The following is an 11,562-nucleotide window of genomic DNA, read 5'->3' as shown; positions in this document are numbered from 1 at the left end:
CGGCGGCGGCCGGCTCGGTCAGTCCCGTTCCTCGGTGAGCTGCTCCCAGTCTGTGCTGACCGGCAGCAGGTCCCCGGCCAGCCACGCGGCGCTCTGGTCGTCGTGGTGCGGGTCCCCGGGCACCCCGCAGGCGCCCAGCGGGACCACCCAGCGGCTGTCCGCACGACAGGCCAGGTCCCAGACGAAACGCGCCGCCGGCCCTCGGAAGCACCGGTGGGTGACCCCGGGCACGCTGGAGGTCGCCAACACGCAGTCGTGGTCGCCGTCGAGCCGGGGGCCGGGCCCGGCGTCCGAGCCGGGCAGGGCCCGCCACGACACCAGCCGGTGCAGGTCCCCCCAGGGCACCTCCTCGGCCGCCGCGCCGGCGACCTCCTCGGCCGCCGCGCCCACCAGCGCGGTGACGTCCACACCGGGCAGCGGGGTCGCGCCGAGCAGGTGCTCCAGCGCGTAACCGACGCGCGGCGTCAACGCCAGCCAGGGCGCGAAGACCTCGGGGTACGCGGGCGGCTCGGCCAGCTCGGCCAGGGCCGGGTGGGCGGCGATCCGGCGTACGACGGCCGCCCGCAGTGTGGCGTAGGCCGCCGCGTCCGTGCTGTCGGCAGCCATCCGGCGATCCCAGCGCAGCAGCCGTTCGCGCAGCGCGGCGGCGGCCGGGCCGAGCCCGGTCACGCCTTCCAACACGGTCAGCAGCGGCCCGGCCGCGCCCAGGTACGTGTCGGTGTGCACGGTGGCCAGCTCGCCGGCCGTCCAGGCCGAACCCGCGTCGAGCAGCTCGGCGATGCGGCGCGCCCGGTGCCCTGCGGCGAACTCCACTCCGAGTGGCGCCGCCAGCCCGCGTTCGTTGGCCATCACCGCCCGCCCGACCACCTCGGCGCGGGGCATCGGCGCGTGCCAACCCTGCCAGGAGTGCGCGGCGTCCCAGCCGGGGACCACCCGCCGGCCGTTCTCCGGGTGCCGGACCGGCACCGCCCCGGCGACCCGGTGCAGCAGCCCACCGGCGGTGTCCGCCGCCTGCACCACGTTGACCGGCTCCACCCAGTGCCGCAGCGCGTGGTCGATATCGGCCACGGTCCGGGCGCGAAGCAGCTCCGGGAGCGCCGCGAAACCGAGGTCACCCCGGACCCGGGGCGGGTAGCGCAGGCTCAGCGCCGTCTCGTCGTCCGGCCCGCCGGCGATCACCGGGCCACGGTCGGTCTCCACCACCTCGACCTGGACCGGGTCGGCACCGGCCACGTCGATCGTCTCGACGTGGCGGTGCGCCGGACGCCAGCCGTCCGGGCCGAGCGCCTGCACCCGGGTGCCGTCGCGGCGCAGCCGCTCCGCGTACACGTCCTGGTAGTCGGCCATCGCGTTGGTGATCGCCCAGGCCACCTTCCCGGTGTGGCCGAAGTGCGCGATGCCCGGCACACCCGGCACCGCCAGCCCGACCACGTCGTACTCCGGGCAGGCCAGCCGGATCTGCTGGTAGACGCCGGGGTCCTCCAGGAACCGGTGCGGGTCGCCAGCGAGCAGCGCGGCCCCGGTGCCGGTGCGCTCGGCGGCGAGCAGCCACCCGTTGCTGCCGGCCACGGCCGGCCCGTCGGTGGCGAACAGGTCGACCGCCTCCGGCCCGAGCCGCCGCGCCACGTGCTCGCGCCAGAGCTTGCCGGGGAACCCGGCGAACAGGATGTGGTGGCCCAGCCAGACCGCGAGCGGCGTCCACGGCTCCCACCGGCCCGGGCGCAGCCCGGTGGCGGCGAACTCCGGCGACCGGGCCGCCCCGGCGGCGAGACCGGCGTTGACGCCGTCGACGTAGGCGCCCACCCATTCGGCGGTCGCCGGGTCCAGTGCCGTGTGGCAGCGCCGTGCGGTGTCGTCGAGCCGGACCTGCCGGACGAACCGGTCCCAGCCGAGCGCGTCCGGGCCGAGGAACGCCGCGCTGGTGCCCCGGGACCGGTGCCGTTCCACCTCGATCTGCCAGGCCCGGTCGTACGCGGTCACCCGGCCCTGGGCCGTGGCGAGGGCGAGCGGGTCGTCGGCCCGCAGGTGCGGCACCCCCCACGGATCGCGGAACCGCCGGGCGTTCATGCCGGCTCGACAGCGCGGCGGCGGGCCGCGGGGATGACCAACGGGGTGCCCGTCTCGGGGTCGTCGATGACCCGGCAGGGCAGCCCGAACACCTCCGCCACCAGGTCGGCGGTGACCACCGACGCCGGCTCCCCGGCGGCCACCACGCGTCCGTCGCGCATGGCGATCAGGTGGGTGGCGTAGCGGGCCGCGTGGTTCAGGTCGTGCAGCACCGCGACCAGGGTGCGGCCCTGCTCCTCGTGCAGCCGGGCGCAGAGGTCCAGGATCTCGATCTGGTGGGCGATGTCGAGGTACGTGGTCGGCTCGTCGAGCAGCAGCAGGGGCGTCTGCTGGGCCAGCGCCATGGCGATCCAGACCCGCTGCCGCTGCCCGCCGGACAGCTCGTCCACCGCCCGGTCGGCGAGGTCGTCGACCCCGGTCGCGGCCATCGACTCGTCGACCACCCGTTCGTCCTCGCGCGACCACTGCCGCAGCAGCCCCTGGTGGGGGTAGCGACCGCGGGCGACCAGTTCGGCGACGCTGATGCCGTCCGGTGCGATCGACGACTGCGGCAGCAGGCCGAGCGTACGGGCCACCGTGCGGGCCGGCAGGTCGTGAATGTCGCGCCCGTCCAGCAGCACCGCACCGGCGCTGGGGCGCAGCATCCGGGACAGTGCGCGCAGCAGCGTCGACTTGCCGCACGCGTTCGGGCCGATGATCACCGTGAAGGATCGGTCGGGCACCGCCACGGTGAGGTTCTCGGCGATGGTGCGCTGGTCGTAGGCGAGGGTCAGCGCGGTGCCGCCGAGCCGGGAATCGCCGGGTCGCATGGGTGCTCCTTCGAGGGCGTCACGATTCTTCACAGCCGGCCCGCCCGGCGTTCCATCGCCAGCAGCCAGACCAGGTAACCGCCGCCGATCACGCCGGTCACCACGCCGACCGGGAGTTGGTGCCCGGCGAACGCGCGTTGGGCCAGCAGGTCGGCGCCGGCCAGCAGCGCCGCGCCGACGGCCATCGACGCCAGCAGGTTCGGGCCGGGTGCCCGAGTGAGGCGTTTCGCCAGGTGCGGGGCGACGAGTGCCACGAAGGCCACCGGCCCGGCGGCGGCCGCCGCGAACGACACCAGCAGCACGGCGGCGGCGAGCAGCACCAGGCGTAGCCGGCGTACCGGCACGCCCACGGCGCTGGCCGCGTCGTCGCCCAGCTCCATCATCCGCAGCGCCGGGGCGCAGCCGACGAGCACCAGCGGCGCCACGACGACCAGGACGGCGAGCAGCGGCCCGGCGTTGACCCAGCCGCGCCCGTCCAGGCTGCCGGTGAGCCAGAGCACCGCGCGGGCGGCGTCCATCAGCGGTGCCCGGGTCAGCAGGTAGCCGTTGACACCGGTCAGGATCGCGGCCACCCCGATGCCGACCAGGATGAGCCGGTAGCCGTGCACACCGCGCCGCCACGCGAGCGTGTAGATCACCAGGCCGGTACCGAGACCACCGACGACCGCCGCGCCCGCGAGGGCCAGGCTGCTGCCGCCGAGGACGACCACCACCAGCGCCCCGGTCGACGCGCCCTGGGTGAAGCCCAGGATGTCCGGGCTGCCCAGCGGGTTGCGCACCAGCGACTGGAACAGCGTGCCGGCGAGAGCCAGCGCCGCACCGACCAACAGGGCGGTGACCAGCCGGGGCAGTCGCAGCTCGTACACGATGAACTGCTCGGCCACGGTGCCACCGCCGGTCAGCGTGCGCAGCACGTCGGTCGGCCCCATCGGGTAGTCACCACTGCCCAGGGCCACCAGGCCGAACCCCGCCGCGAGCAGCGCCGCGCCGACGCCGACACCCAACGCGCGGGGGCGGAACCGCACCGACAACCCCCCAGGGGTACGGATGACGCTCACGGCTGGGCCACCGGTCGGCGGGTGACCAGCCACAGGAAGAGCGGGCCGCCCAGCACGGCGGTCACCATGCCGACCTGGAGTTCCCCGGGCCGGCCGAGCACCCGGCCGAGCACGTCGGCGCCGAGCAGCAACGCGGGCGCGAGCACCGCGCAGTACGGCAGCAGCCAGCGCAGGTCCGGGCCGGTCAGGGCGCGGACCAGGTGCGGCACCAGCAGCCCGACGAAGACGATCGGGCCGCACGCGGCGGTCGCCGCGCCGCAGAGCAGGGTGACCGCGACGATCACGGCGGCGCGGATCAGCGCGGGCCGGGCACCGAGGGCTCGGGCCGCGTCGTCGCCGAGCGCGAGCGCGTTCAGCGGACGGGCCGTGCCGAGCGCGACCAGCAGCCCGACCAGGATGAACGGCAGCACCCGGCGGACGGTCGCGGAGTCCGCGTTGGCCAGTGAGCCGACCGTCCAGAAGCGCAGCCGCTCCAGCGAGGCGGTGTCGAGCAGCATCACCGCGCTCACGTAGGAGTAGAGGGTGGCGTTGAGCGCCGCCCCGGCCAACGCGAGCCGGGCCGGGGTGGCACCCCGTCCGCCACCGACGGCGTAGACGAGTGCCGTCACCGCCGCCGCGCCGAGCAACGCGAACCAGACGTGGCCGCCGACGGCGGTGACGCCCAGGAACGCGGCGGCGGTGGCGACGGCCGCGGAGGCACCGGCGTTGATGCCGAGCAGGCCGGGATCAGCGAGGGGGTTGCGGGTCAGGGCCTGCATGACCGCGCCCGCCACCCCGAGGGCGGTGCCGGCGAGCAGCCCGAGCAGGGTGCGGGGCAGGCGCATCTTGTGCACCACGGCGTACTCGGTGGCGTCGCGGTGCAGCAACCCGGACCAGACGTCGGCGAGCGGCATGGCCTTCGCGCCGACCGCGATGCTGAGCACCACGATCACCACGAGCAGCGCCACGGCGGTGATGAGGCCGGCGGACCGGGCGGCCCGGCGGCCACGCCGGCTCGGGGGTGCGGCCGTACCCCTGGCCGGCACGGACGGTGCCGGTCGGGTGACGGTGGGTGTGGCGTCCAGTGTGGGCTCCGGGGTGGTGGCGACACGGCGAACCGCTGTTGACAATGACCGAGGTTAGGCTAACCTAACCCCGCTGCCCTGGTCGAGTCCGGCCAACCCTTGATCGAAAGACACCACCATGCCCGATGCCCTGTCCGCCCGTCGCCTCTCCCGTCGTGGCCTGTTGGCCGCCGGTGGCGCTGCCGCGCTGGCCACCCTGCTCGCCGCCTGTGGCAAGGACGACGCCGCGAAACCCGCCTCCGCCAACGGAAGTGGCCCCTGGTCGTTCACCGACGACCGCAGCACGAAGGTCGAGGCGGCGGCCCGTCCGACCCGCGTGGTGGCCTTCACCGGCGTGGCGGCGGCACTGATCGATTTCGGTCTCGACAAGCAGCTCGTGGGCGTGTTCGGTGAGACCAAGCGGGCCGATGGCACGGCCGACCCCCAAGCCGGTGACCTGAACATCGAGGGCGTCGAGATCCTCGGCAACGTGTGGGGCGAATTCAGCCTGGAGAAGTACGCGGCCCTGCGCCCCGACCTGCTGGTCACCCACATGTACGACCCGGACGCGCTCTGGTACGTGCCGGACGAGAGCAAGGCCAAGATCCTCCCGCTGGCGCCCAGTGTGGCGATCACCACCGCCCGGGTGCCGATGACCAGGCCCATCGAGCGGTACGCGGCACTGGCCGCATCGCTCGGCGCGGACCTGTCCGCGAAGAAGGTCACCGACGCGAAGGCCCGCTTCGAGGCCGCCGCCGAGGCGGTCCGGCAGGCGGTCAAGGCCAACCCCGGGATCAAGGTGATGGCCTGCTCCGGCAGCCCCGACCTCTTCTACGTCTCCAACCCGAAGGTCAGCACCGACCTGATGTACTTCGCCGAGTTGGGCGTCGACATCGTGGTCCCCACCAAGCTCGAAGCCGGCGACTACTTCGAGGCGCTGAGCTGGGAGAGCGCCGGCAAGTTCCCGGCCGACCTGATCCTGCTGGACAACCGCAGCACCGCGCTACAGGCCAAGGACCTCACCGCCAAACCGACCTGGCAGCAGCTGCCGGCGGTCAAGGCCAACCAGGTGAGCGCATGGGACGCGGTGCCCCGCTTCTCGTACGCCGGCTCCGCTCCGCTGTTGGAGAACCTCGCCACCGCCATCCGGAACGCGAAGAAGGTCAGCTGACGGACACCGATTCCCCAGGCGCACCGCCGCGCCTGGGGTCGGTTCCGGCGTCGAGAACGTGGAAGGACATTCCGTGACCGTGCCGACGTACCCCGTCGAGACCACCACGCCACCACCGGCGTCGACCACCGCACGGGCCCACCTGCTGCATGGCGGCTCGGTCGAGCAGTACCGCCGGACGATCGCCGACGGCGTCGACCGGGTCGCCCGCCGCGTGGCCACCGTGGACCGTCCCGGCACCGGGATCACGCCGGCCGAGCTGGCCCCGCTGGTCGACCGGGTGGACCTGGACCGTCCGCTGGGCGACGCGGGCGCCGCGCTGGACGAACTGGAGGACGTCTACCTGCGCGACGCCGTCTGGTTCCACCACCCCCGCTACCTGGCCCACCTCAACTGCCCGGTGGCCATCCCGGCACTGCTCGGCGAGGCGGTGCTCACCGCCGTGAACTCCTCCCTGGACACCTGGGACCAGAGCGCCGGGGCCACCCTCATCGAGCGCCGGTTGATCGACTGGACCGCCGAGCGGATCGGCCTCGGCCCCCGCGCCGACGGCATCTTCACCAGCGGCGGCAGCCAGTCCAACCTCCAGGCGCTGCTGCTGGCCCGGGAGGAGGCGTGCGCCGACGCCATCGGCCCGGCCGCGCGCGCCGAGCTGCTGCCCCGGCTGCGGGTGCTCACCTCCGCCGCCGGTCACTTCAGCGTGCAGAAGTCGGCCAAACTGCTCGGCCTCGCCCCGGACGCGGTGATCGCGGTACCCACCGACGCCCGGCGACGGATCCAACCGGCCGCCGTCCGCGAGGAGATCGCGCGGTGCCGCCAGGCCGGTCTGGTGGTGATGGCCGTCGTCGGCACCGCCGGCACCACCGACTTCGGCTCGATCGACCCGCTCACCGACCTGGCCGGGATCTGCACGGCAGCCGGCGTCTGGCTGCACGTGGACGCCGCGTACGGCTGCGGTCTGCTCGTCTCGCCCACGCGCCGGCACCTGCTCGACGGCATCGAGCGGGCCGATTCGGTGACCGTCGACTTCCACAAGTCGTTCTTCCAGCCGGTCAGCTCCAGCGCGCTGCTGGTCCGCGACCGGCGGGCGCTGCGGCACGCCACCTACCACGCCGACTACCTCAACCCGGCGCGGATGGTGCAGCAGCGCATCCCCAACCAGGTCGACAAGAGTTTGCAGACCACCCGCCGCTTCGACGCGCTGAAGCTCTGGCTCACCCTGCGGGTGATGGGCCCGGACGCGCTCGGCGCGCTCTTCGACGAGGTCGTCGACCGGGCCGCCGACGCCTGGCACCTGGTCAGCGAAGACCCGCGCTTCGAGGTGGTGACCCGCTCCGAGCTGAGCACCGTCGTCTTCCGCTACCTGCCCACCGGCCCCGGCCGTGAGCTGGCCGACGCCGCCAACCTGCACGCCCGCGAGGCCCTCGCCGCGTCCGGTCTCGCCGTGGTCGCCGGGACCCGGGTGGACGGCCGACACTTCCTGAAGTTCACCCTGCTCAACCCGGCCACCACCGTCGACGACGTCGGGTACGTGCTCGACCTGATCGCCACCCACGCCGGCCGGTACGTGCACGACCATGTCGCCGCCGAGCTGACCTGCCCCGTCGGCTGACGCCGATGAACCTGCCCCGTCGGCTGACGCCGATGAACCCGCGCCTGGAGACCCCGATGTCCACCCACGACTTCCTCGCCATCGGGCTGGGCCCGTACAACCTGGGCCTGGCCTGCCTCACCGCGCCGATCGACGAGCTGGACGGGGTGTTCCTGGAGGCACGGCCGAGCCTCGCCTGGCACCCCGGCATGCTGCTGGAGTCGGCCCGGTTGCAGACCCCGTTCATCGCCGACCTGGTCAGCCTCGCCGACCCGACGTCGCCGTACTCCTTCCTCAACTACCTCAAGGAGATCGGCCGCCTCTACCCGTTCTACATTCGGGAGAGCTTCTACCCGCTGCGCAGCGAGTACGACGCGTACTGCCGGTGGGCGGCGGCGAAACTGCCGAACCTGCGCTTCGGTCAGACCGTGACCGCGGTGGAGTACGACCCTACCGACGAGCGGTACGTGGTGCGGGCCAGCGCCGACACGGGGGAGACCGTCGAATACCAGGCCCGGCACCTGGTGCTCGGCACCGGCACCCCGCCGCACCTGCCGTCGGCCATCGCCGAGCTGCCCGGCGACGCCGTGCACAACTCCCACTACCTGGAGCACCGCGCAGCCCTGCGCACCAAGCGCAGCATCACCGTGGTGGGCAGCGGGCAGAGCGCCGCCGAGATCTACCACGACCTGCTCGGCGACATCGACCGGTACGGCTACCAGCTCAACTGGGTGACGCGGTCGCCGCGGTTCTTCCCACTCGAATACACCAAGCTGACGCTGGAGATGACCTCACCGGACTACGTGGACTACTTCCACGCGCTGCCCGAGACGACCCGCTACCGGCTGGAGTCCGAGCAGAAGGGTCTGTTCAAGGGAATCAACGCCGACCTGATCAACGACATCTTCGACCTGCTCTACGCGCACAGCGTCGACGGGCCGGTGAACACCCGGCTGCTCACCAACACCGAGCTGGTCAGCGCCGAGCACCGGGACGGGCAGTACACGCTCGGGTTGCGTCAGGTGGAGCAGGAGCGCGACTTCGCCCTGCGTACCGAAGGTCTCGTCCTGGCCACCGGCTACCGGTACCGGGTGCCGGAGTTCCTCACGCCGGTACGGGACCGGATCCGCTGGGACGCGCACGGCCGCTTCGACGTGGCCCGCAACTACAGCATCGACCACGACGGGCGGGGCATCTTCCTACAGAACGCGGGCACCCACACGCACAGCATCACCTCACCGGATCTAGGCATGGGCGCCTACCGCAACTCCTGGATCATCCGGGAGCTGCTCGGCCGGGAGTACTACCCGATCGAGAAGAGCATCACCTTCCAGGAGTTCGGGGTGTCGTCGTGAGCACCGTCTTCCGCCGCGCCGAGGAGATGCTCGGTGAGTTCGCGCTACGACCGCTCGACCCGGACGCCGACGCGGCGCTGCTGCACCGCTGGGTGACCCACCCGAAGGCGGCGTTCTGGCTGATGCAGGACGCCGATGAGGCCCAGGTGACCGAGGAGTACCGGCGGATCGCCGAGCACCCGCACCACGACGCGTACCTCGGGCTGTGGCGGGGGAGCCCCGCCTTCCTCGCAGAGCGCTACGACCCGGCTCACGTTGAGCTGGTCGGGTTGTACGACCACCAACCCGGTGACGTGGGCATGCACTTCCTCTGCGCGCCGGTCGACGCTCCCGTGCACGGCTTCACCCGGGCGGTGCTCGGCACCGTCATGGCGTGGCTGTTCGACGACCCGACGACCCGGCGGGTGGTGGTCGAACCGGACGTGCGCAACACCGCCGTGCACGCGCTGAACGCCGCCGTCGGTTTCACGGTCGTCGGCCCGATCGCCAAGCCCGAGAAGGACGCCCTGCTCAGCGTCTGCACCCGAGCCCAGTTCCAGGCCGCCCGCGAGCGCGCCGCCGCCACCCGTGCCGCCGCCACCCGAGTCGAAGGAGCCCCGGCGTGACCACCACCGCCGCCCCCGCCCACCCGCCCGTCGCCACCGCCTATTCCGCCTCCGGCGACCCGGTCGGGCATCTCACCCCGCAGCGGTGGGCCCGGGCCAACCGGCTGCTGGTCCGCAAGGCGCTCGCCGAGTTCACCCACGAGCGGCTGCTCACCCCGCAGGCCGTGGCCGGCCCCGACGGCCGGCAGTGGTACGAGGTCCGCAGCGACGACGGGACGGTCACCTACCGGTTCGCGGCGCGGGTGCTCGCCCTGGCGCACTGGCAGATCGACGCGGACAGCATCACCCGACACCGCGACGGCACGTCGCTGGCACCGGACGCGGTGGACCTCATCATCGAGCTGCGCGACACCCTCGGGCTCACCGCGCGGGTGCTCCCGGTCTACCTGGAGGAGATCACCTCGACGCTGGCGGGTACGGCGTACAAGCTGGCCCAGGCCGCGCCGAGCGCCGCCGATCTGGCCGAGGCGGACTTCCAGACCATCGAGACCTCGATGACCGAGGGACACCCCTGCTTCGTGGCGAACAACGGTCGGCTCGGCTTCGGTGTCGACGAGTACCACCGGTACGCCCCGGAGGCCGCCGCGCCGGTACGGCTGGAGTGGCTGGCCGCGCACCGGGATCACTCGACGTTCAGCAGCGCCGCCGACCTCGACTACGACACCCTCATCGAGGGCGAGCTGGACGCCGGGACCCGGGCCCGGTTCGCGGCCACGATGGGCGATCTCGGGTTGGATCTCGCCGACTACCACCTGATCCCGGCGCACCCTTGGCAGTGGTGGAACAAGCTGGCGGTCACCTTCGCCGGGGAGTTGGCCGCGCGCCGGCTGGTGCACCTCGGCCCAGGGCCGGACGTGTACCTCGCCCAGCAGTCCATCCGCACCTTCTTCAACGTCAGCGAGCCGGGGCGGCACTACGTCAAGACCGCGCTGTCGGTGCTGAACATGGGCTTCATGCGGGGGTTGTCGGCCGCGTACATGGCGGCCACCCCGGCGATCAACGACTGGCTGGCCGACCTGATCGCCGCCGACGAGGTGCTGACCGGCACCGGCCTGACCGTCATCCGGGAGCGCGCCGCGGTGGGTTACCGGCACCGGCAGTACGAGGCGGCCACCGACCGGACTTCCCCGTACCGCAAGATGTTGGCCGCGCTGTGGCGGGAGAGCCCGGTGCCCGACCTGGCGCCGGGGGAGCGACTGTCCACCATGGCCGCGCTGCTGCACGTCGACGACGAGGGCGACTCGCTGGCGGCGGCGTTGATCGCCCGGTCCGGCCTGGTGCCCGAGGCGTGGCTGCGTCGTTACCTGGACGCCTACCTGACCCCGCTGCTGCACAGCTTCTACGCCCACGACCTGGCCTTCATGCCGCACGGCGAGAACGTCATCCTGGTCCTCGACGAGCGGGACACGGTCCAGCGGGTGATCTTCAAGGACATCGCCGAGGAGATCGCGGTGATGAGTAACGAGGTCGAGCTGCCGGCGGCGGTGGAGCGGATCCGTGTCGAGGTGCCCGACGACACCAAGTTGCTGAGCATCTTCACCGACGTGGTGGACTGCTTCCTGCGCCACCTCAACGGGGTCCTGGTCGAGGCCGGTGTGCTCGCCGAGGGCGACTTCTGGCGTACGGTCGCGGCCTGCGCCGCCGACTACTTCGACCGGGTGCCGCACCTGGCCGAGCGGGTGCGCCACTACGACCTGTTCGCGCCGGAGTTCACCCTGTCCTGCCTCAACCGGCTTCAGCTGCGCGACAACCAGCAGATGATCGACCTCGCCGACCCGTCGGCGGCTCTCCAGTTCGTCGGCACCCTCACCAATCCGCTCGCCCCCCACGCCCCGGCCCGGTGACCGACCGGGCCGGTGTCGG

General features: G+C 72.9%; 9 protein-coding genes. 5 read left to right on the top strand and 4 right to left on the bottom strand.

Translation table 11 applies throughout. From position 1 onward, the window contains the following. Positions 1-18 precede the first annotated feature (18 nt). Genes EV382_RS09920 through EV382_RS09905 form a run of 4 tightly spaced genes read right to left on the bottom strand, consistent with a single transcriptional unit; the run spans position 19 to position 5,043 of the window. The gene (locus EV382_RS09920; RefSeq protein WP_130401271.1) at positions 19-2,067 is read right to left on the bottom strand and encodes a penicillin acylase family protein; all 2,049 of its coding nucleotides are present in this window, start codon (positions 2,065-2,067) and stop codon (positions 19-21) included. Continuing rightward, entirely contained in the window at positions 2,064-2,876 is an 813-nt protein-coding gene (locus EV382_RS09915; protein WP_130401270.1) for an ABC transporter ATP-binding protein, read from the bottom strand. The genes EV382_RS09920 and EV382_RS09915 overlap by 4 nt, the downstream gene beginning before the upstream one ends. Before the next feature lie 29 nt (positions 2,877-2,905). Next, positions 2,906-3,934, bottom strand: coding sequence for a FecCD family ABC transporter permease (locus EV382_RS09910; RefSeq protein ID WP_130401269.1), 1,029 nt, complete (start codon positions 3,932-3,934; stop codon positions 2,906-2,908). Then, positions 3,931-5,043 carry a FecCD family ABC transporter permease gene (locus EV382_RS09905; protein ID WP_425271881.1) on the bottom strand — a complete coding sequence of 371 codons (1,113 nt, stop codon included), beginning with the start codon at positions 5,041-5,043 and terminating at the stop codon, positions 3,931-3,933. The genes EV382_RS09910 and EV382_RS09905 overlap by 4 nt, the downstream gene beginning before the upstream one ends. Before the next feature lie 73 nt (positions 5,044-5,116). Between EV382_RS09905 and EV382_RS09900 the strand changes: the two genes are divergently transcribed. From EV382_RS09900 to EV382_RS09880, 5 genes are all read left to right on the top strand, one after another. Next, positions 5,117-6,148 carry an ABC transporter substrate-binding protein gene (locus tag EV382_RS09900; protein ID WP_130401268.1) on the top strand — a complete coding sequence of 344 codons (1,032 nt, stop codon included), beginning with the start codon at positions 5,117-5,119 and terminating at the stop codon, positions 6,146-6,148. 73 nt (positions 6,149-6,221) lie between these two features. Further along, the gene (locus EV382_RS09895) at positions 6,222-7,760 is read left to right on the top strand and encodes a pyridoxal phosphate-dependent decarboxylase family protein (protein ID WP_130401267.1); all 1,539 of its coding nucleotides are present in this window, start codon (positions 6,222-6,224) and stop codon (positions 7,758-7,760) included. A gap of 56 nt (positions 7,761-7,816) precedes the next feature. Further along, the gene (locus EV382_RS09890; protein ID WP_130408649.1) at positions 7,817-9,094 is read left to right on the top strand and encodes a lysine N(6)-hydroxylase/L-ornithine N(5)-oxygenase family protein; all 1,278 of its coding nucleotides are present in this window, start codon (positions 7,817-7,819) and stop codon (positions 9,092-9,094) included. 26 nt (positions 9,095-9,120) lie between these two features. Then, complete coding sequence (locus tag EV382_RS09885; RefSeq protein WP_130408647.1) at positions 9,121-9,699, top strand: GNAT family N-acetyltransferase; 579 nt, start codon at positions 9,121-9,123, stop codon at positions 9,697-9,699. Beyond that, the gene (locus tag EV382_RS09880) at positions 9,696-11,543 is read left to right on the top strand and encodes an IucA/IucC family protein (protein ID WP_130401266.1); all 1,848 of its coding nucleotides are present in this window, start codon (positions 9,696-9,698) and stop codon (positions 11,541-11,543) included. The genes EV382_RS09885 and EV382_RS09880 overlap by 4 nt, the downstream gene beginning before the upstream one ends. Positions 11,544-11,562: the final 19 nt, after the last annotated feature.

Source organism: Micromonospora violae, from assembly GCF_004217135.1.
In the GTDB taxonomy this organism is placed as follows: Bacteria; Actinomycetota; Actinomycetes; order Mycobacteriales; family Micromonosporaceae; genus Micromonospora; species Micromonospora violae.
The sequence above is the reverse complement of the archived record's forward strand: the minus strand, read 5'-3'. Positions and strand labels throughout refer to the sequence as shown.

Excerpts from the sequence above, each read along its gene's own strand:
- EV382_RS09900 (WP_130401268.1), top strand. The coding sequence starts at position 5,117 with ATGCCCGATGCCCTGTCCGCCCGTCGCCTCTCCCGTCGTGGCCTGTTG.
- EV382_RS09890 (WP_130408649.1), top strand. The coding sequence starts at position 7,817 with ATGTCCACCCACGACTTCCTCGCCATCGGGCTGGGCCCGTACAACCTG.
- EV382_RS09915 (WP_130401270.1), bottom strand. The coding sequence starts at position 2,876 with ATGCGACCCGGCGATTCCCGGCTCGGCGGCACCGCGCTGACCCTCGCC.
- EV382_RS09920 (WP_130401271.1), bottom strand. The coding sequence starts at position 2,067 with ATGAACGCCCGGCGGTTCCGCGATCCGTGGGGGGTGCCGCACCTGCGG.
- EV382_RS09885 (WP_130408647.1), top strand. The coding sequence starts at position 9,121 with ATGCTCGGTGAGTTCGCGCTACGACCGCTCGACCCGGACGCCGACGCG.